The sequence below is a fragment of the Pseudomonas sp. SST3 genome (assembly GCF_003325755.1).
This window is the reverse complement of the sequence record NZ_QORI02000003.1, coordinates 165,784-183,896: the sequence shown is the minus strand read 5'-3', so window position 1 is coordinate 183,896 and position 18,113 is coordinate 165,784. Positions and strand designations below refer to the sequence as shown.

At 62.2% G+C, this 18,113-nt stretch carries 18 protein-coding genes and 3 pseudogenes; 15 read left to right on the top strand and 6 right to left on the bottom strand.

Translation table 11 applies throughout. From position 1 onward, the window contains the following. The first annotated feature begins 37 nt into the window (after nucleotides 1-37). From DQ405_RS04515 to DQ405_RS04450, 15 genes and pseudogenes are all read left to right on the top strand, one after another. A complete protein-coding gene (locus DQ405_RS04515; RefSeq protein WP_034032494.1) occupies nucleotides 38-1,237 on the top strand; it encodes a tyrosine-type recombinase/integrase in 1,200 nt (399 codons plus the stop codon). Next, nucleotides 1,234-1,641 (top strand): annotated as a pseudogene (locus tag DQ405_RS04510) (DUF1016 N-terminal domain-containing protein); the annotation flags it as partial. The gene DQ405_RS04515 and the pseudogene DQ405_RS04510, both read left to right, overlap by 4 nt. Then, nucleotides 1,536-2,075 (top strand): annotated as a pseudogene (locus tag DQ405_RS04505) (replication initiator protein A); the annotation flags it as partial. The pseudogenes DQ405_RS04510 and DQ405_RS04505, both read left to right, overlap by 106 nt. A gap of 253 nt (nucleotides 2,076-2,328) precedes the next feature. After that, entirely contained in the window at nucleotides 2,329-2,967 is a 639-nt protein-coding gene (gene parA, locus DQ405_RS04495; RefSeq protein WP_041014139.1) for a ParA family partition ATPase, read from the top strand. After that, entirely contained in the window at nucleotides 2,964-3,236 is a 273-nt protein-coding gene (locus tag DQ405_RS04490; RefSeq protein ID WP_034032526.1) for a hypothetical protein, read from the top strand. The genes parA and DQ405_RS04490 overlap by 4 nt, the downstream gene beginning before the upstream one ends. Then, nucleotides 3,233-3,766, top strand: a complete 534-nt coding sequence (locus DQ405_RS04485; RefSeq protein WP_041014140.1) for a DUF2840 domain-containing protein — start codon at nucleotides 3,233-3,235, stop codon at nucleotides 3,764-3,766. The genes DQ405_RS04490 and DQ405_RS04485 overlap by 4 nt, the downstream gene beginning before the upstream one ends. Next, nucleotides 3,763-4,359, top strand: a complete 597-nt coding sequence (locus DQ405_RS04480) for a S26 family signal peptidase (RefSeq protein WP_041014141.1) — start codon at nucleotides 3,763-3,765, stop codon at nucleotides 4,357-4,359. The genes DQ405_RS04485 and DQ405_RS04480 overlap by 4 nt, the downstream gene beginning before the upstream one ends. A 460-nt stretch (nucleotides 4,360-4,819) precedes the next feature. Further along, on the top strand, nucleotides 4,820-6,811 hold the full coding sequence (locus DQ405_RS04475) for a relaxase/mobilization nuclease domain-containing protein (RefSeq protein ID WP_041014142.1): 1,992 nt from the start codon (nucleotides 4,820-4,822) through the stop codon (nucleotides 6,809-6,811). A gap of 60 nt (nucleotides 6,812-6,871) precedes the next feature. Next, nucleotides 6,872-7,318, top strand: coding sequence for a BlaI/MecI/CopY family transcriptional regulator (locus tag DQ405_RS04470; RefSeq protein ID WP_342030397.1), 447 nt, complete (start codon nucleotides 6,872-6,874; stop codon nucleotides 7,316-7,318). Next, the gene (locus DQ405_RS04465) at nucleotides 7,318-8,313 is read left to right on the top strand and encodes a M56 family metallopeptidase (RefSeq protein WP_020750882.1); all 996 of its coding nucleotides are present in this window, start codon (nucleotides 7,318-7,320) and stop codon (nucleotides 8,311-8,313) included. Before DQ405_RS04470 ends, DQ405_RS04465 begins: the two co-directional genes overlap by 1 nt. Nucleotides 8,314-8,453: 140 nt before the next feature. Beyond that, the gene (locus DQ405_RS04460) at nucleotides 8,454-9,701 is read left to right on the top strand and encodes a TolC family protein (RefSeq protein WP_003111094.1); all 1,248 of its coding nucleotides are present in this window, start codon (nucleotides 8,454-8,456) and stop codon (nucleotides 9,699-9,701) included. Continuing rightward, a complete protein-coding gene (locus DQ405_RS27430; protein ID WP_241729813.1) occupies nucleotides 9,698-10,210 on the top strand; it encodes a hypothetical protein in 513 nt (170 codons plus the stop codon). The genes DQ405_RS04460 and DQ405_RS27430 overlap by 4 nt, the downstream gene beginning before the upstream one ends. Further along, nucleotides 10,210-10,509 carry an acetyl-CoA carboxylase biotin carboxyl carrier protein subunit gene (locus tag DQ405_RS27425; protein WP_241729811.1) on the top strand — a complete coding sequence of 100 codons (300 nt, stop codon included), beginning with the start codon at nucleotides 10,210-10,212 and terminating at the stop codon, nucleotides 10,507-10,509. The genes DQ405_RS27430 and DQ405_RS27425 overlap by 1 nt, the downstream gene beginning before the upstream one ends. Beyond that, a complete protein-coding gene (locus DQ405_RS27420; protein WP_241509262.1) occupies nucleotides 10,467-10,925 on the top strand; it encodes an efflux RND transporter periplasmic adaptor subunit in 459 nt (152 codons plus the stop codon). The genes DQ405_RS27425 and DQ405_RS27420 overlap by 43 nt, the downstream gene beginning before the upstream one ends. A 10-nt stretch (nucleotides 10,926-10,935) precedes the next feature. After that, complete coding sequence (locus DQ405_RS04450) at nucleotides 10,936-14,076, top strand: efflux RND transporter permease subunit (protein WP_041014144.1); 3,141 nt, start codon at nucleotides 10,936-10,938, stop codon at nucleotides 14,074-14,076. 286 nt (nucleotides 14,077-14,362) lie between these two features. On the opposite strand, the pseudogene DQ405_RS04445 reads toward DQ405_RS04450, so the two are convergent. From DQ405_RS04445 to DQ405_RS04420, 6 genes and pseudogenes are all read right to left on the bottom strand, one after another. Beyond that, nucleotides 14,363-14,821: pseudogene (locus DQ405_RS04445) on the bottom strand (IS5 family transposase); the annotation flags it as partial. Between the two features lie 72 nt (nucleotides 14,822-14,893). After that, nucleotides 14,894-16,045, bottom strand: coding sequence for a group II intron reverse transcriptase/maturase (ltrA, locus tag DQ405_RS04440; protein WP_278420693.1), 1,152 nt, complete (start codon nucleotides 16,043-16,045; stop codon nucleotides 14,894-14,896). Continuing rightward, nucleotides 15,957-16,499 carry a DUF6957 family protein gene (locus DQ405_RS28445; protein ID WP_238144098.1) on the bottom strand — a complete coding sequence of 181 codons (543 nt, stop codon included), beginning with the start codon at nucleotides 16,497-16,499 and terminating at the stop codon, nucleotides 15,957-15,959. Before DQ405_RS28445 ends, ltrA begins: the two co-directional genes overlap by 89 nt. Nucleotides 16,500-16,510: 11 nt before the next feature. After that, nucleotides 16,511-16,846, bottom strand: a complete 336-nt coding sequence (locus DQ405_RS04430) for a hypothetical protein (RefSeq protein WP_041014167.1) — start codon at nucleotides 16,844-16,846, stop codon at nucleotides 16,511-16,513. Nucleotides 16,847-16,854: 8 nt separating this feature from the next. Continuing rightward, complete coding sequence (locus DQ405_RS04425; protein ID WP_158525227.1) at nucleotides 16,855-17,553, bottom strand: N-6 DNA methylase; 699 nt, start codon at nucleotides 17,551-17,553, stop codon at nucleotides 16,855-16,857. Then, nucleotides 17,534-17,911, bottom strand: a complete 378-nt coding sequence (locus tag DQ405_RS04420) for a type I restriction endonuclease (protein ID WP_041014169.1) — start codon at nucleotides 17,909-17,911, stop codon at nucleotides 17,534-17,536. Before DQ405_RS04420 ends, DQ405_RS04425 begins: the two co-directional genes overlap by 20 nt. Nucleotides 17,912-18,113 lie beyond the last annotated feature (202 nt).

Below are 18,113 nucleotides of genomic sequence, written 5' to 3'. Positions count from 1 at the left end.
CTGGCTCTTGGAATCCGGGTCGTTCCAAGGAGTCATCATGGCAAAGATCAAGCTCACCAAAACCGCCGTGGAGGCGGCCCAGCCCCAAGCCAAGGATGTTGAACTGCGGGATACCGTGGTGCCTGGCTTCCTGTGCAAGATTACCCCGACCGGCCGCCGGGTGTTCATGCTCCAGTACCGCACGAACTCCGGCCAGCCCCGCAAGCCCTCGCTGGGGCTGTACGGGGAGCTGACCGTCGAACAGGCACGAGTCAAGGCACAGGACTGGCTGGCCGAGGTTCGCCGGGGCGGCGACCCCGGCGGCGCCAAGGCCGAGGCGCGCAAGGCGCCCACGATGGCCGAGTTGTGCAAGAAGTTCATGGAGGACTACTCCAAGAAGCGCAACAAGCCCAGCACGCAGGACGGCTATCAGGGCGTCATCGACCGCAACATCATCCCGCTGCTGGGCCGCAAGAAGGTGCATGACGTGAAGCGGCCCGACATTGCCGGGCTGATGGAGAAGCTGGCCTACAAGCCGACCGAGGCGAACAAGACCTTCGGCGTGCTGCGCAAGATGTTCAACCTGGCCGAAGTGTGGGGCTATCGCCCGGATGGCACGAATCCGTGCCGCCACGTCCCGATGTACCCGCCGGGCAAGGAAACCCGGCTCATCGTGGACGAGGAAATGGTGCGGATCTTCCGCCAGTTGGAGAAACTGGAGGCGGAAGGGCTGGAGAACTACGTCATCCCACTGGCGATCCGGCTGCAATTCGAGTTCGCGGCACGGCGCTCCGAAATCTGCCCGCTCCAATGGAGCTGGCTCGACTTCGAGAACCGGCGCGTTGTATGGCCCGACAGCAAGGTCGGCGGCATTTCCAAGCCTATGAGCGAGGAAGCCTATCGGCTGCTTTCGACGGCACCGCGCCGGGACGGCTGCCCCTACGTCTTGCCGTCGCCGAACGACCCGGCCAAGCACCTGACCTTTGGCGAGCACTATGGCGGCTGGTGCCGGACGCTCAAGGCCGCCGGCGTGCCGCACGTCGGCACGCACGGCATCCGCCATCGCTCGACCACCGACATTGCCAATTCGGGCGTGCCGACCAAAGTGGGCATGAAGCTGACGGGCCACAAGACCGTGGCGATGTTCATGCACTACGTCCACACCGAGGACAAGCCCGTGCGCGATGCGGCCGAACTGGTGGCCAGCCGCCGCCAGGCCATCACGGGCGGGCGCCAGCTTGCGGAGGCGGCGGCATGAACACGCGCCGGTCATCCGCAGCATCGTCCGCAGCGCCTTCGGCGCTGCTGGGCGACATTCGGGCACTGATCGAGGCGGCGCGCAAGCGCGCCGCCTCGACGGTGAATAGCGAGCTGACGATGCTCTACTGGCGCATCGGCCAGCGCATCCATACGCAGGTCTTGGACGGGCGCCGGGGCGCTTATGGCAAGGAAGTCCTGCCTACCCTGGCGGCGCAGTTGGTGAAGGAGTACGGCAACAGCTTTGCCGAGCAGAACCTGCGCCGCATGGTGCAGTTCGCAGCCACCTTCCCCGACGAGCAGATTCTCGTATCACTGATACGAGAATTGAGCTGGACGCACTTCATCGCCCTGATCCCGCTGAAAGACCCGCTCCAGCGGGACTATTACGCGCAGATGGCGAGTGCCGAACGCTGGAGCGTGCGGACGCTGCGCGAGCGCATCGACTCGATGCTGTACGAGCGCACTGCGCTGCCCGCGGCACGCCGCTGGGCATCGAGCTGATCCTGCCGGACTGGTTCTTTGCGGGCGTGCTCGACGCCGCCCTGGTGCTGACCATCGACCCGGCGTACTTCCGGCTCACCGGCGGCATCGAGCGGTGGCTGTACCGCCTGGTGCGCAAGCACGGCGGCAAGCAGGCATACGGCTGGCAGTTCGACTTTCGCTATCTGCACCAGAAGTCCGGCAGCACCGCGAAGCCCTACGACTTCGCCTGCGATCTGCGCGCGCTCGTCGCGCGGCAGTCGCTGCCCGGTTACGTCCTGGGCATCGAGCGGATGCCGGACAACGGCATGGAGCTGCTGACGTTCCGGCCCGTGCCGCAGACGGCACGGGGATAACTTCGGGAAAACCTGTGAATGGTGTCGTGCTATCAGGCGTGCGGGGTATCGTGCTATCAGGCGTGGGACTATCGTGCTATCAGGCGTGCCGATCGTCCGCAAACCCGCGCCAGCATTGGGTTTGCGCACCCTCTAACTTCCCTAACTTAATTTCTCTAACTTTTAGTAGAGAAACGCCGCTGCGGTGGACAACCACCACGCGGCCACAAGCGCAGCAGCAAAAGCCCGGCTTTCCAACACGGAGGGCCGCGCCATGATCGTCGCTCTGCTCAACCAGAAAGGCGGCGTGGGCAAGACCACGCTCGCCACGCACATCGCCGGCGAGCTGGCGATGCGCGGCCAGCACGTCGTCCTGCTGGACGCCGACCCGCAGGGTTCATCGCTGGACTGGACACAGCGCAGAAGCCAGCAAGGCTTGCCACGGCTGTTCAGCGCCGTGGGCCTCGCACGCGAAACGCTGCACCAAGAGGCGCCAGAACTCGCCAGGCGGGCCGATCACGTCATCATCGACGGCCCGCCGCGCATCGCGGCACTGGCGCGCTCCGCGCTGCTGGCGGCCGAGCGCGTGCTGATCCCCGTGCAGCCCAGCCCTTACGACCTGTGGGCCAGCGCCGAGATGGTGGCGCTGATCCGCGAGGCACAGGTGTTTCGGCCTGCGCTGCGCGCGGCCTTCGTCATCAATCGGCGCGTCAGTACCACCGTGATCGGGCGCGAAGCGCGCCAGGCGCTGGACGACCAACCGCTTCCTGCGCTGCGCGCGGAAGTGCATCAGCGCATCGTGTTCGCCGACAGCGTGGCCGCTGGCCGGCTTGCACGCGAGACGGCGCCGGACAGCGCCGCCGCGCGCGAAATCACCGCGCTGGTGGACGAACTGCTGCGGTGGCCGACATGACAGCGAAGCCGCCACCTCGCGCAAAGCGCGTCGGCATCGGCGCGCGTCCACCGGCGAATCCGCACGCCGAGGCGTGGATTCGCCAGGGCGATGCCGATGCACTTGGCAAGGGCGACCTCTACACGGCTCGCCTGACCCTCGACATCACGCCCGCGATGCGGGCGCGCATCAAGGTATCGGCTTTCACGCAGGGCGTGACCGTGGCCGACCTGCTGCGCGGCCTGCTGGAGCGCGAGTTTCCAGAACACCGCAGGGAGAACGCCCCATGACCGCATCCGCTTCGCCTGCCGCTGGCGCGGCCACGGCTGCGCTCGCAGCACCTTCCGGCCAGCCTGCCAGCGCGCCGCTGACGCGCGTGGCGCTGGCCTACATCGAACCGCGCTTCAAGCTCTATTTGCGCTTCGGCGAACCCGCGCGCACGCACCAGCTCGACCGTTGGCGGCGCTGCGCGGTGTTCCTGCCGGGTGCCATGTTGTGCCGCATCCGCTGGCAGGCCAACGACTACGGCACCGTTCGCTGGCAGCTCATGGTCATGCAGGCTTGCACGCCGCTCGATGCGGCACAGCGCATCCCCGGCGTGCAGCCCGGCGCACGCCTGCTGCTGCACGCCGAAGGCGAGATGCAGGTGCGCGCCGTGCTGGAGCGCATCGACGCCATCGAGGCGCTGGGCATCGCGCCCGTCAGCGTCTCGCCCGCGTACTGGCGCACGCTCGCCAACCGGCTCGCTGCGCGCCTGCCGCTGCCCGAATACACCGCCGAGCGGCACTCCGCTTGGCTCGCCGGGAGGGCACTGCCATGACCGCCGTTTCCACTTCCGGCACCACGCCGCATCCTCGCTCGCACCGCGCACGTTTGCGCGCTCGCCTCGTGTTGGCGGGCCTGTCCGCCTGCGGCCTCGCTGCGCTGGCCTGGGCGTCCTTCGTGCATCCACTGCCGCGCCTGACCTACAACCCGTCCGACAGCGTGGCGGTCGGCTGGTATCGCGTCGATCCGCTCGACCCTCGCGCCAGCTCGCCGCCACGTCCGTTGTCCGTGGGCAGCATCGTGCTGGTGCCGCTGCCCGCCGAGGCTGCCGCGCTCGCTGCGCAGCGCGGCTACCTACCAACGCGCATCTCGCTGCTCAAGCGCGTAGGTGCGGTGGCGCCGCAAGAGGTGTGCATCGCTGACGGCAGCGTCCGCATCAACGGCGTGCCTTCGGCCGCCGTGCTGCCTGCCGACCGCTGGGGCCGCCCGCTGCCATCCTGGCAGCAGTGCCGCCGCCTTCGGCCTGGCGAGCTGTTCCTGCTCAGTGTCACCAATCCGGCGTCGTTCGACAGCCGGTATTTCGGGCCGGTCAGCGCATCCGCCGTGATCGGCGTCGCGCATCCGGTCTGGCTGGAATCCCGCCCATGATGGCCGTCGATTCGCTGCACGTTGCCGTGCATCTCATCGTGCCATCGGGCGTGTCGTCCTGCTGGTCGTCGCCGTGTCGTCGCGCGTGCAGTGCGGGTGCCAATCCTGCGCATTGGGCACCGCACTTCGCGCTGCCTTCGGCGCAGCCGTCCAACGTGCAGGCGTCTTGCCTCGAACGCGCCCGGCCTGCGGCCGTGTCCGCGTTCGCCGGCGCGCTGGCTGCTCGCGCAGCAGCGCCGCCGGGCCGCCGCTGCTCCGAGCGACAGCGAGGGGCAAAGGCGGAAGGCAAGACAAAAGGGTGCGGCACCTGTCGGCCCGCAAAGCCAGTCTGCACGTGCGGGTGGCGCGGCACGCAGCGGCTTCGCCGCCGTGCCGCGTGGGGCGCGAGGCTCGCGCCAATGCAGGCTTGTCCGCGTGCTTCGCACGACCAGACATGCCAGAGCTTGCAGGGAGCACAGCCATGACCGACCGCCGCGACGACGATTTCCGCATCCGCCCCGGCGCCCCAAAGAACCGCGACCAGAGCTTCGTCTCCAAGGTGCTCAAGCAGGCGGGCAAGGCCAGCAGCGGCAAGTCCGCTGTGCGCCGTCCTGGCACTGCCACCGGCACCGGCACCGGGAGGGGCACCGGCCAGCGGCCCGGCTCGCGCCTCGGGCGCTGCCACACAGCGGCGCGCTTCGCCGGCGCCAAGCTGACGCCCATGTCGCGGCGCGTGACCATCAAGACGCTGCTGGTCAACCAGCGCCAAGCCAGCCCGCAGTCGCTCGCCAAGCATCTACGCTACATCGAGCGCGACGGTGTGGGCCGCGATGGCGAGCCGGGCCAAGCCTACGGGCCGCAAACCGATGCCGCCGACCTCGACGCCTTCAAGGAACGCTGCGCTGACGACCGGCACCATTTCCGCTTCATCCTCTCGCCCGAGGATGGGGCCGAGCTGGAAGACCTACGCACCTACACGCGGCACCTGATGGGCCGCATGGAAGCCGACCTGGGCACGGGCCTCGATTGGGTAGCCGTCAACCACTGGAACACCGACAACCCGCACACGCACATCGTCGTGCGCGGACGCGACGACACCGGCAAAGACCTCATCATCGCGGGCGACTACATCGCCGATGGCTTCCGCCATCGCGCCGCAGAACTGGCGACCGAATGGCTGGGGCCGCGCAGCGAGCTGGAGATCCAGCAGACCTTGCAGCGCGAGGTGGAGCAAGAGCGGTGGACGAGCCTCGACCGCACGTTGCAGCGCGAGGCCGGCGAGGATGGCCGGGTGCAGATCGAACGCTTCAACGAACCTCGGCTGCAACGCCAGCGCCTGCTGCTGATCGGCCGGCTGCAACGCTTGCAGCGCCTGGGCCTGGCCGACGAGATGCAGCCGGGCACCTGGGCCGTCCATGCCGACGCGGAAAAGACCCTGCGCGCCCTGGGCGAACGTGGCGACATCATCCGCACCATGCAGCGGGCGATGCGCGGCGAGCCGCGCGAACTGGCGGTGTTCGAACCGGGAGACGATGGCCGAACCATCATCGGCCGCGTGGCCGCGAAGGGGCTGGCCGACGAGTTGCGCGACCGGGGCTATCTGGTCATCGACGGCGTGGATGGCAAGGCCCACTACGTCGCGCTCAACGCCCGCGACGAGCTGGCGAACTATCCCACCGGCGCGGTGGTGGAGGTGAAGGGATCGGCCGACGTGCGCGCGGCCGACAAAAACATCGCCGCGCTGGCGAGCGATGGCCTGTACCGCACCGACCACCACCTCGCCATTGCACAGGGGCAGGCCATGCCGGGCCGCGATCCGCAGGAAGTCGTTGCGGCCCACGTCCGCCGGCTCGAAGCCCTGCGCCGGGCCGGCATCGTGGAGCGCGTGGCCGTGGGGCTATGGAAGGTGCCGGATGACCTGCCCGAGCAGGGCCGCCGCTACGACGCACAGCGCCTGGGCGGCGTGGCCGTGGAGCTGAAATCGCACCTGCCCATCGAGCGGCAGGCCCGCGTGATCGGGGCCACCTGGCTTGACCAGCAACTGATCGGCGGCGGCTCGGGCTTGGGCGATCTGGGCTTTGGCGGCGAGGCCAAGCAGGCGATGCAGCAGCGCGCCGACTTCCTGGCCGAACAGGGGCTGGCCGAGCGGCGCGGGCAGCGCGTGATCCTGGCGCGCAACCTGCTGGGCACGCTGCGCAACCGGGAACTGACGCAGGCCGCGAAGGACATTGCCGCCGACACCGGCCTGGAGCATCGGCCTGTGGGCGACGGCCAGCGTGTGGCCGGTATCTACCGGCGCGCCGTCATGCTCGCCAGCGGGCGTTACGCGATGCTCGACGATGGCAAGGGATTCAGCCTGGTGCCGTGGCGGCCGGTGATCGAACAGCGGCTGGGGCAGCAGCTTGCCGCGACGGTGCGCGGCGGCGGGGTGTCCTGGGAGATAGGACGGCAGCGTGGGCCTGCCGTTGGTTAGCTTCCACGATAGCAGTGTCCGGCACGGGGCGGCACAATAAACCGATTGACGGTCGGTTTTTTGTGGTGGATACTCTTGAATTCGAGTCAAAACTCGGAGCCGACAACATTGACCAATCACAACGTACCAACACTTGGCGATCTGGAAATCGCCGTGCTCGAAGACATCTGGCGTTTCGGCCCGTCCGATACCAAGGCGGTGTACGCGCGCATTGGGCAGTCCCGCTCGATTTCTTTGAACACCGTGCAATCTACGCTGGAACGTCTATTTCGCAAGGCCATGCTCCAGCGCGAAAAGATCAGCCATGCCTATGAGTATTCAGCGCGAGTTTCCCGCCGGGAATTGATCCAGAAGCTGGTGGAATCCACGGTGCGTCGTGTCGCAGGCCCGCAGCCGGATGCGTTGCTGAGCGCCTTTGTCGATCTTGCTGCAAGGGCGGATGACGACCAGCTCAAGAGGCTGGAGGAGTTGGTTGCCCGTCGTCGTGCTGAATTAGATCAGACGTGATGACGAGTTATGGCCCATTACTTCAGTTTGCATTGCTATCCGGCTTCGTGCTGGCGGTAACGCTTACCCTGCTGATTGGAGCCTTCGAGCGCCCATTGCGCCGTGCGCTGTGGGGAAAGGCACCTTCTCAGCGAGCAAGGGTATCTTGGTGGATGCTGGTAACACCTGCGTTGGCGGGTATTGCCTACACGGCCCTGACCATTGCCATGCCGTCGATGTTTGATAGTTCGGCCCGATTTGCCGCTACCTGCTCTGCGCACGCTGACGCGCTCTTGCATCTGTGCGTTTGGCACCCGAGCGGCAATGGGCAAAGTGCTTGGCTATGGGGAGCATTGGCATTGTTGGCGGGATACGCGGCTTGGCTGGCTTCACGGGCCGCAGTGGGTCTTTGGCGTGCTCGGCGAACCCTTGCCTCGATGGTGCGCCTAAGCTGGCGTCCGGGGCACCCAGACAAACTTCGCGTGCTTGATGTCGATCAGCCTATGGCGCTGGCCTGTGGCGTCGGGCATGGCCACATCCTGCTTTCAACCTCGTTGATGCGGCGACTTGATCCAACGCAATTGCGTGTGGTGTTGGCGCACGAACAGGCTCACATCGCCAATCGCGATGTGCTGCATCGCTTGATCGCTGTCGTGTTGTCGAGCATACAGTTGCCAGGTACTCGTCGCCGGTTGTTGCGTGATCTGGAACTCGCCTTGGAACAACGTTGTGATTTTGCCGCTGCAAACGAAGTGGGGTGTCCTGTCGCCGTGGCCGAGACCATCGTTGCAGTGGAGAAGATATTTCGGCAACACGCCAAGGAACAGGTGCCATTGGCGATGGCGTTCTTTTCCGATTTTATCCCTGAGCGTGTCGAGGCGTTGCTGTCGCCCAAGCACTCGTCTGTCTCATACTTGGGGCCGATGCTAGGCATTCTTGTTCTGGCGTTTTGCAGCCTATCTACAGGATGGCTGCATTCTGTGACCGAATCTCTCATCACTGTGATGACGAGGTAAGTCCATATGCGCGCGTGCTGTGTTTTTTTGCTCAAAAAACCGATTGACGATCGGTCTTATGGCGATTCCGCTCCGGCGTGCGCGGGAAGTCGTCACGCGGAATCGTTTGCTCGCCATCTGTTGTCGTCGTGAGGGTTTTCATGAATTTGATCCGCTTAGTAGTCTTGGTGTTCGTCGGAGCCTGCGGTACGTCCGCAGCCCTAGCCGCCGAACCCCTGCGGTTGGAGGAAGCAGTCTCCCGCGCGCTGGCCGCCCATCCATCCATTACCGCCGAAACGGCGCAACTCCAGGCCGTTCGAGCCCGCACGCAGCGCGAAGCCCTGCCACCGCCTTACACCATTGGCGGCGAGGTAGAGAACGTCGCCGGGAACGGCAACCTGCGAGGTATTCGCTCGGCCGAAACGACATTGCGCATCGGTCGGGTCATAGAACTCGGTGGCAAGCGCGAGGCTCGCCAAACGCTGGGACAAGCCGAACTGAGAGAACAAGAGCATCAGGCCACCAAAACGCGGATCGACCTGGCCAGTTCAACTACGGCCCGCTTCATTGAAGTGCTCGCTAGGCAACAGCGATTGACGTATGCCGAGGAGCGTATCAAGCAAGCGGAGCGCACCCGTCGAGAGGTTGCAGCGTGGGTAAAAGCCGCTCGCAATCCTGAGTCGGATTTGCAGGCCGCCGATATTGCGGTCGCTGAGGCGCAGCTCAATCGCGAGAGTGCTGAACTCGAATTGGCGAGCGCCAAGATGACTTTGGCCGCGAGCTGGGGGGCAATGACCCCCGACTTCGGCGAAGTCGTCGGCGACCTCCAAACCTTGCCGACCGTGGCGCCATTCGAGACGTTGGCTACCCGTTTGCCTATGACGCCGGAACTGTGGGCTTCGCGCTTGCGGGCCGACACCATCGGCGCCCGGCGCCGGCTCGCGGAGGCCGAAGCCAAACCCAACATTGACGTCAGCTTGGGCGTGCGACGTTTGGAAGCCTTCAAGGATCACGGCGTGGTGATGTCGATCTCGGTGCCGTTGGGTAGCCCGACGCGCTCTGGATACGCGGTGTCCCAGGCAAATGCGGAGCTTGCTGCGCTGGAAGCGCGGCGTGACGCCGAACGCTTCGAGCGCCACCAGACCCTGTTCGACAAGTATCAAGAACTCACGCACGCGCGAACAGAGGCTGAATCGTTACGCGCACGAATGCTGCCTATGGCTGAAAGCGCCCTGACAACAACTCGTCGCGGCTTTGAGCAAGGCCGATTCTCTTATTTGTCGCTGGCCCAAGCGCAGCGGACGCTGTTCGATCTGCGTGCGCGTGCTGTCGAAGCCGCCACCCGCTATCACCTTCTGCTGGTCGAGGTGGAACGCCTCACCGCCACCGTTGAGGACACCGCACCATGATTCGCATTCTCTCCCTGTTACTCCTTTGCGTATTTGCCGCTGCATGCAGCCCTGGCGGCGACAAACCCAAAGAGGAGGCCAGTGCCCAAGCCAGCGGAAGCTATGAGCGCGGGCCAAACAATGGCCGACTACTCCGTGATGGAGACTTCGCCCTGGAAGTCACCATCTACGAAACCAATGTGCCCCCGCATTACAGGCTCTACGCCTATCGCGACGGCAAGCCAGTCGCTCCCGCCGATGTCGTTGCGACTATCAAACTCTCCCGTTTGGATGGCGAGGTCAACCAGTTCACGTTCACGCCAGAGGGCAACTATCTGGTCGGCAGCGGTGAAGTGATCGAGCCGCATTCGTTCGATGTCGCCGTGTCCGCCGAACATGCCGGAAAGAAGTCCACTTGGTCTTACCAGTCCTATGAGGGCCGCGTAAGCATTCCGGCCGCATCGCCAAGGATGCCGGTATCAAAACCGAATCAGCAGGGCCGGCAGTCATCCGAGACGTTGTGCGGTTGATGGGAACCGTTGTCCTAGATGCCGACAGACACGCGGCGGTTGGCGCACGCTTCCCTGGCATCGTGCGATCGGTGAACGTGCAGCAGGGCGAGCGAGTCCGCCGCGGCCAGACGCTGGCCGTCGTAGAGGGCAACGACAGTATGCGTACCTACCCGATTACCGCACCGTTCGATGGCGTGGTGCTCGCACGCAATACGAACGTCGGTGACGTGGCCGAGGCAGGTGCGCTGTTCGAGCTGGCCGACCCGTCCAACGTATGGATCGACTGCGCGCCATTGGCACCGATGCCGAAGCCCTAAAGCCAGGACAGCCAGTACGAATCCGGTCAGCGACTGGGAAGACCGAAGCCAGCGGAAAGATTCAGCGACTGTTGCCGGTGGCCGGCAGCGGCCAGAGCGTCATTGCCCGCGTCAGCATCCCGAACTTGGAGGGACGTTGGCGCCCAGGTATGACCGTGGCAGCCGAGGTCACAGTAGGCACGCGCAACGTACCGCTGGCGGTAAAAGAGTCGGGGTTGCAGCGATTCCGCGACTTCACCGTGGTGTTCACGCAAGTCGGCGAGACATACGAAGTCCGAATGCTCGAACTTGGCGATCGTGATGGTGAATACGTTGAGGTGACTGGAGGACTCAAGCCCGGCACGAACTACGTGGCCGAGCAAAGTTTCCTGATACGCCAAGACATCGAAAAGTCTGGCGCAAGCCACGATCACTGAGGACGCGGATATGCTCGAACGTATCATTCGCGCGTCCATCGCGCATCGCTGGCTCGTGCTTCTATTGGTGCTCGCCCTGTCCGGGCTGGGGATCTGGAACTACAGCCGCTTGCCGATCGACGCGATACCGGACATTACCAATGTCCAGGTACAGATCAATACCGAGGCGCCAGGCTACTCGCCAATGGAGGCTGAGCAGCGCGTCACTTTCCCGGTTGAGACGGCGCTGGCTGGCCTCGCTCGGCTCGACTACACCCGCTCGGTTTCCCGCTACGGTCTGTCGCAGGTCACTGCGGTCTTTGAGGACGGCACTGACATTTACTTTGCCCGTCAGCAGGTCGCCGAACGCTTGCAGCAGGCATCTTCGCAACTTCCGGCGGGCCTGAATCCCTCTCTCGGGCCAGTGGCAACCGGCCTGGGCGAGATATTCATGTACACCTTGGAACCCGAAAAGGGCTACGAGGAAATATGGACGCCGACCGCGCTGCGCACGTTGCAGGACTGGTCGGTGCGTCCGCAGCTCCGCAATCTGAAAGGCGTCACCGAGGTCAACACCATCGGCGGCTACGTGCGTCAATTCCACATCACGCCCGATCCGGTCAAGCTGCTGGCCTACGAGTTGACGATGAACGACGTGCTGAACGCCGTCGCGCGGAACAACGCCAACGTCGGCGCCGGCTACATCGAACGTCATGGCGAGCAGTACCTGATCCGCATCCCCGGACAAGTGCGCGACATCGAGCGACTGCGGAAAATTGTCGTGGCAACGCGCGATGGACTGCCACTCCGAATTGGCGACGTGGCGGAAGTTCTAGAGGGTAGCGAACTGCGAACCGGCGCGGCCACGAAAGACGGCAAAGAGGTCGTGCTGGGTACGGCATTCATGCTGATTGGCGAGAACAGCCGAGCAGTTGCACAGCGCACAGTAGAAAAGCTCGCTGAGATCGACGCGACACTTCCCGAGGGAGTCCGCGCGCACGCGGTTTACGACCGCACTCAACTCGTTGATCGCACCATCGCAACCGTGCAGAAGAATCTTCTGGAAGGCGCGTTGCTGGTGATCGCCGTGCTGTTCCTGTTGCTGGGCAACTTGCGTGCAGCCCTGATAACCGCTGCGGTGATTCCGCTCGCCATGTTGCTGACGATCACTGGCATGGTGCAGAACCGCATCTCGGCCAACCTAATGAGCCTGGGCGCGCTGGATTTCGGCCTGATTGTCGATGGTGCGGTCATCATCGTGGAAAACTGCTTGCGCAGGTTCAGTGAACGACAGCACCAGCTCGGTCGCCTGCTGACCCGTGATGAGCGTTTCTCGCTGGTTTCGAGCGCCAGCGCAGAGGTCATCAAGCCTGCCCTGTTCGGGTTGTTCATCATCACGGCTGTTTACCTTCCGATCTTCGCGTTGTCTGGTGTGGAAGGAAAGATGTTCCATCCGATGGCCCTCACCGTCGTGATCGCATTGACTGGTGCGATGGTGTTGTCGTTGACCTTCGTGCCTGCTGCGGTCGCACTGTTTGTCACCGGCAAGGTTTCCGAGAAGGAAACCAAGGTGATGCGCGGCATCAGCCGCTTCTATGCGCCACTTCTCCAGAAGGCAATCAAGCTGAGAGTCGCCGTCGTCGCGGCGGCGGCAGTGCTGGTGGTGCTATCTGGTTTGCTTGCGACGCGCTTGGGCACCGAGTTCATCCCCAATCTGGATGAAGGTGACATCGCCTTGCACGCGATGCGCATTCCCGGAACGAGTCTGACCCAGGCGATTGGTATGCAGCGCCAGTTGGAGGCGCGGATCAAGGAGTTTCCAGAGGTGGAGGAAGTCGTCGCCAAGATCGGTACTGCTGAGGTTGCGACTGACCCCATGCCGCCTTCGGTGGCTGACACTTTCATCATGCTCAAGGATCGTAGCGAATGGCCCGATCCGCGCAAACCGAGAGCCGTACTGCTTGCCGAACTGGAGAAGGCGGTGAACGCCATTCCCGGCAACAACTACGAGTTCACTCAACCCGTGCAGATGCGCATGAATGAGTTGATCGCAGGTGTCCGTGCCGAGGTGGCGATCAAGGTGTATGGCGATGACATGGAGCAACTGGCCCAAATAGGCTCGAAGATTGAAGCCGTGGCCGAGAGTATCGAGGGGTCTGCCGACGTGGCGCTCGAACAGATTACGGGCCTGCCGCTGATGACGATCACGCCGAACGTGGATGCGCTGTCCCGATACGGCTTGGCGATCGACGACGTACAGCAAACGGTGGCAATCGCCCTTGGCGGTGCCGTCGCCGGCCAGGTGTTTGAGGGCGATCGCCGATTCGATATCGTAGTTCGGCTGCCCGAAGCGCAACGCCAAGACCCGAAGGCACTGGCGACACTGCCCATTCCGGTTCCGGCCGGCGCTGCTGCCGGGCTGGGCCAAGCCGCCTACGTGCCGCTCGGGCAGCTTGCGTCGATCGAAGTGGCGCCCGGCCCCAATCAGATCAGCCGCGAGAACGGTAAACGCCGGATCGTTATCACCAGCAATGTGCGCGGACGCGATCTAGGGTCGTTCGTGGAAGAACTGCGTGAACGCGTAAGCCGTGAAATCACGCTGCCAGAGGGCTATTGGGTCAACTACGGAGGCACGTTCGAGCAACTCATCTCGGCTAGCCAACGCCTGTCCGTCGTCGTACCGGCTGTACTGGTTCTGATCTTCGGCCTGCTGTTCATGGCCTTCGGTTCGGGCCGGGATGCCACTGTCGTCTTTAGCGGTGTGCCGTTAGCGCTGACGGGTGGCGTTGCCGCATTGTGGCTGCGCGATATTCCGCTTTCGATTTCGGCAGGGGTCGGCTTCATTGCCCTATCCGGTGTGGCAGTGCTCAACGGCCTGGTGATGGTGAGCTTCATTCGCAAGCTGCACCACGATGGCGCGCCGATTCAGGATGCCATTGTGAATGGCGCGATGACGCGGCTACGCCCGGTGCTGATGACTGCGCTGGTTGCAAGCCTCGGTTTCGTACCGATGGCCATCAACGTTGGAACGGGCGCGGAAGTGCAACGACCCCTCGCAACTGTCGTCATCGGCGGCATTGTTTCCTCGACGCTGCTGACGCTACTGGTACTGCCGGCCTTGTATCGCCTGATTCATCGGCGTGCCGACCGCCAGGACACCACGCCAGCGTGAGAACGCTGATTCTTACCACCTGATCGCAGGATTGCGGCGATTGAAAATCAATTGCCGCTCTCGATCAAACGATTTGCGGAGTTTATTCAAGGTATGAGATTCATGCACGAAAGACTGTCTGGAGTATTGCCGAGTCCTAAGGAAGGTCTGAAGTAGCCCTGTATTTCCGGTCGACTTCAGCCCTCGCTGCTTTTGAAAGCGGGCCGTCGATCAAAATCGACCAGGTAACCCGCTCAGTTCTCCGTTTTTGGCCGCCGCGAGCACCTCGCAGCAGCCATTTTCCGCATTACAGGCGCACCTCTCCTGCGGTAGTCAGCAAATGTCGGCGCGCCATCCATAGGTTCGACAGCGCGAACAGCGTCACCAGCTGAGCGGTGTTCTTGGCCAGGCCACGGAAGCGCACCTTCACGTAACCGAACTGGCGCTTGATCACTCGAAACGGATGCTCGACCTTCGCTCGCACTTGTGCCTTGGCCTTCTCGATCTTGCGCTTGGCTTTGTACAGGGCACTGCGCTTATCGAGCTTCTTGTAGGTGCTGCGGCGTGCTGCGACCTGCCAGATCACTTCGTGGCCAGCATGTTCGGGGCGCTTTTCGACGCCGGTGTAGCCGGCATCCGCGCAGACGACGTTCTCGTCACCGTGCAGCAGTTTGTCGACCTGGGTGATATCCGCCACGTTGGCTGCCGTGCCTACCACGCTGTGTACCAGCCCCGACTCATCATCCACGCCGATGTGCGCCTTCAGTCGGGTAAAGCAGGAGTGTTACCACTCCTGCCTCCCCTAAGAACCGTACTTGAGAGTCACCCCTCATACGGCTCAAGCCTTCCAGCAGCCTGAGTGAGACTGGGTAACCTGACGATGCGCTCTTCGGCGCTCAAGGTAAAACGTCCATGCCGGATCGAACGGGTTCGCTGCACTGCATATTTTGATATGCCGCACGATCGAAACACTGGCGGCGGCATACAGCCAAGCGGGTTGACTCATGCCACGCGCTTTCTCCTGGGTGGCGAAAACCCAGTGCCGTTGACCCACGACACGAAAGTAGCGTTGTTTTACCCAATGGGCACTTTTCATGGCGTGCCGGCGAACTGCCCAGCGCCATAACACTTGCCAAATCTGATGGTCGATCCATGCGAAACGCTTGGCGGCGACAACATGGCGATGATACATGGCCCATCCTCGGATCACCGGGTTCAGGGTCAAGATCAAGTTAGCTTGAGTCGCCGTCTTGTTTGCGTTCGCGATTTCCCGCACCTTATCCAGCAATGCCTTCACACTCTTGCGAGCCGGAGTGATGAGTAGCTTGCCGGCGTACTTGCGTACGTTCTGGCCCAGAAAATCGAAGCCTTGCGAGATATGCGTTATCTGAGTCTTTTCATCAGAGAGTTCCAAGCCTCGCTCTTTCAGGAACGCCTCAATTGCAGGACGAACCTGATGTTGCAAAACAGCTTTCGTGGCCCCTGTGATGATGAAGTCATCGGCATATCGTACGACGTGTATCTTGAATGGCTTACGCTTGCGCGCTGTCGAAGCCACGCTTGCATAGACGACATCTTCCAGGCCATCCAGCGTCCAATTCGCAAGTACCGGAGAGATGATCCCCCCTTGCGGGGTTCCTGCCTCCGTTGCGAACAAGGCTCCCTGATCGACATACCCCGCTCGAAGCCATTTGCGCAGAACCACCTTATCCATGGGTACGTTGGTGAGCAGCCAATCGTGACTGATATTGTCGAAGCAGCCTCGAATGTCACCTTCAAGCACCCAATGCGCCGAACCACGTTTCGCCAGTGCATTGAAGCAGTGTGCGATTGCATCGGCAGTGGATCGCTGCCGCCGAAATCCATAGGAGTTGGGATCTGCACGCGTTTCGGCAACCGGCTCAAGTGCCAGTTTCCACAGCGCCTGCATCGCACGATCCCGCATCGTTGGAATCCCCAGCGGACGCTTCTTGCCATTGCTTTTGGGTATGTAGATGCGTCTCAGCGGTTGAGGCCGATAGCCCCGATGCTGTAACGCTTGTGCTCCCGTCGATTTGGCCAACCGTATCGACTGCCGCCCTCTTCCTCAGGCCGTCACCAAGGAGCACATAAACCGAGTTCAACGTCTGAAATAGGAAGCCATTGCGGAACTCATGCAGCGGCGAAGTTCGGACAAGGTTGCCAACGTCCCAGCACTTCGCAGAATCGTATATCACGCTATGAGCGAAGATTACCGCAGGCTGGCGGCGTGTTTTTCCCAGCTCTGCAAGCTGCGCCGGCGTTACATTAAGGTCAATCCAGATCCAATCTCTGACCAAGCAGTACTCGGTGTTCAGGCGTAGGTCGCGCATGAAATTGAGCGCCTGCTCGTCGGTCATTGGGGAACCTGTCATGACCTCTCCGCCCCCGTTGAACAGGTTCGTCAATGAATCGAGCTCGCTCATAGTCGTTTCACTTAGTGAACATGCCATAACGAATGGGATAGCCAAGCTGCCTCAAATTTTTCAGCAAGGTTTTCTATGGACTGACGACCACCGCGTGCAAAGGATGCGATGACGAAGAACTCATCGTCACGAGTTTTGAGCATCCAACGATCTGGCGAAAAGAGCATGATCTGCATAATTTCTGTGCTGACCAGAAATTCGCCATTCCGATAGCCGAATGCCTTGAACACATTGCCCTTCAGATGGAGGGACTCGATACGCGCATCAACAACATAACCAGAGATGATCTCAGGGAAGTCTTCGAGCATCGCGGCGGCGAGCATGGCCATCTTTCGCTGGCTTTTCATAGGGCGGCCTACCCAGCTAGTCTGCCGAGCAATTCGTCTATCTGTGCACCTACATCCCAGAGCTCGCGCTTGATGTGCTCATGCTCACGGCTCAGGGCGTCGAGATCATGTAGTCCTTCATCAGCACGGGCTGAGAAATATCGCCCTAGGTTTAGCGCGAAGCCATTGCTTTCAAGCTCAGCGATACTCAGAAGCACAGCAGTGCCGTCAACAGGTTCACGTCGCGAGTACTGCTCCTGGATCTGTCGGATACCTGCTTGCGTGAGCGTGTTGAGGCTTTTTTCAGATGTGTAGAGCTTGCTGCCATCTACAAGCAGTACCGAGAGGCTTTGTCGTGACGACTTGAAGACAAGGATCGCGAGCGGACGTACGTCACTGCGATAAAGTTTTGGCGGGAGATAAATCACAGCGTCCAGTAGATTGGCCTGAATGATGCCCCGTCTGATTTCAGCATCTTTACCCGCTCGCAGCAGTGCGGCCTGATCTACAACTGCAATTGCCAAGCCGTGGTCTGGGCGCATACACGCGAGCATGTGCTGTATGAACGGCCACTCACCTTTCCCTTTCGAGGCTACACCGTATCTGAACCGACCAAATGGATCCCTAACGCCAAGCTCTGGATCCCATGCCTCGGCACCACCTGACAGGTCAGAAACTACTGAATCAAAAGCCTGAAGACTTACCCCATCAACAGGTGGCGACTTCAAGGCGTCTGAGTTCGGGATTTTTCCAATCGATCAACCATACGGTCAGTGTGTTCTCACCTACTTCCGGCTTGATCTTCACTCCATAGCGCAGCAGCTCGTAAACCGCCTTGTTGCGGTCGTATAGCCCCTTCCCGGCGTCATTCGCGACTTTGTGCAACTCAAAAATTGCCCGGCTGGCCAGATGGGCCTCAATGCCTTGCTCAAACAACCAGCCTCGCAGCTGCTCTGCCTCGATATTGGCGTTGTTTGGGCGCTCGGCCCAGTCGCCCAAGTAGGCATAGCCTAGCTGTTGCTGGAAAAGCGCGACCAAGCGTTGCTGTGTTTTTTTTTCGATTTGGCCGACCGTAACAGTGCTCATCTATTTGCTTCCTTGTTGCTTCCAGCATGATAGGCCGACTTCGTCATGTACCCGGCTCCATCACTTCGGATTAAAGTCATCAGACGGTGCCAGCGGAATTAGGTAGATACTCTTTCAGGCGCTCAGGTGACCAGACTCGATTTACTAGTGCTTCAACCAGCTCACGGCGCTCAATCTGCTCCGCGCTTCCGAACGTGGCGTA

Excerpts from the sequence above, each read along its gene's own strand:
- DQ405_RS27425 (WP_241729811.1), top strand. The coding sequence starts at position 10,210 with ATGGGAACCGTTGTCCTAGATGCCGACAGACACGCGGCGGTTGGCGCA.
- DQ405_RS04475 (WP_041014142.1), top strand. The coding sequence starts at position 4,820 with ATGACCGACCGCCGCGACGACGATTTCCGCATCCGCCCCGGCGCCCCA.
- DQ405_RS04430 (WP_041014167.1), bottom strand. The coding sequence starts at position 16,846 with ATGAAAAGCCAGCGAAAGATGGCCATGCTCGCCGCCGCGATGCTCGAA.
- DQ405_RS27430 (WP_241729813.1), top strand. The coding sequence starts at position 9,698 with ATGATTCGCATTCTCTCCCTGTTACTCCTTTGCGTATTTGCCGCTGCA.
- DQ405_RS04515 (WP_034032494.1), top strand. The coding sequence starts at position 38 with ATGGCAAAGATCAAGCTCACCAAAACCGCCGTGGAGGCGGCCCAGCCC.
- DQ405_RS27420 (WP_241509262.1), top strand. The coding sequence starts at position 10,467 with ATGGATCGACTGCGCGCCATTGGCACCGATGCCGAAGCCCTAAAGCCA.
- DQ405_RS04465 (WP_020750882.1), top strand. The coding sequence starts at position 7,318 with ATGACGAGTTATGGCCCATTACTTCAGTTTGCATTGCTATCCGGCTTC.
- DQ405_RS04420 (WP_041014169.1), bottom strand. The coding sequence starts at position 17,911 with ATGAGCACTGTTACGGTCGGCCAAATCGAAAAAAAAACACAGCAACGC.
- DQ405_RS28445 (WP_238144098.1), bottom strand. The coding sequence starts at position 16,499 with ATGAGCGAGCTCGATTCATTGACGAACCTGTTCAACGGGGGCGGAGAG.
- DQ405_RS04490 (WP_034032526.1), top strand. The coding sequence starts at position 2,964 with ATGACAGCGAAGCCGCCACCTCGCGCAAAGCGCGTCGGCATCGGCGCG.
- DQ405_RS04485 (WP_041014140.1), top strand. The coding sequence starts at position 3,233 with ATGACCGCATCCGCTTCGCCTGCCGCTGGCGCGGCCACGGCTGCGCTC.
- DQ405_RS04460 (WP_003111094.1), top strand. The coding sequence starts at position 8,454 with ATGAATTTGATCCGCTTAGTAGTCTTGGTGTTCGTCGGAGCCTGCGGT.
- parA (WP_041014139.1), top strand. The coding sequence starts at position 2,329 with ATGATCGTCGCTCTGCTCAACCAGAAAGGCGGCGTGGGCAAGACCACG.
- DQ405_RS04450 (WP_041014144.1), top strand. The coding sequence starts at position 10,936 with ATGCTCGAACGTATCATTCGCGCGTCCATCGCGCATCGCTGGCTCGTG.
- DQ405_RS04480 (WP_041014141.1), top strand. The coding sequence starts at position 3,763 with ATGACCGCCGTTTCCACTTCCGGCACCACGCCGCATCCTCGCTCGCAC.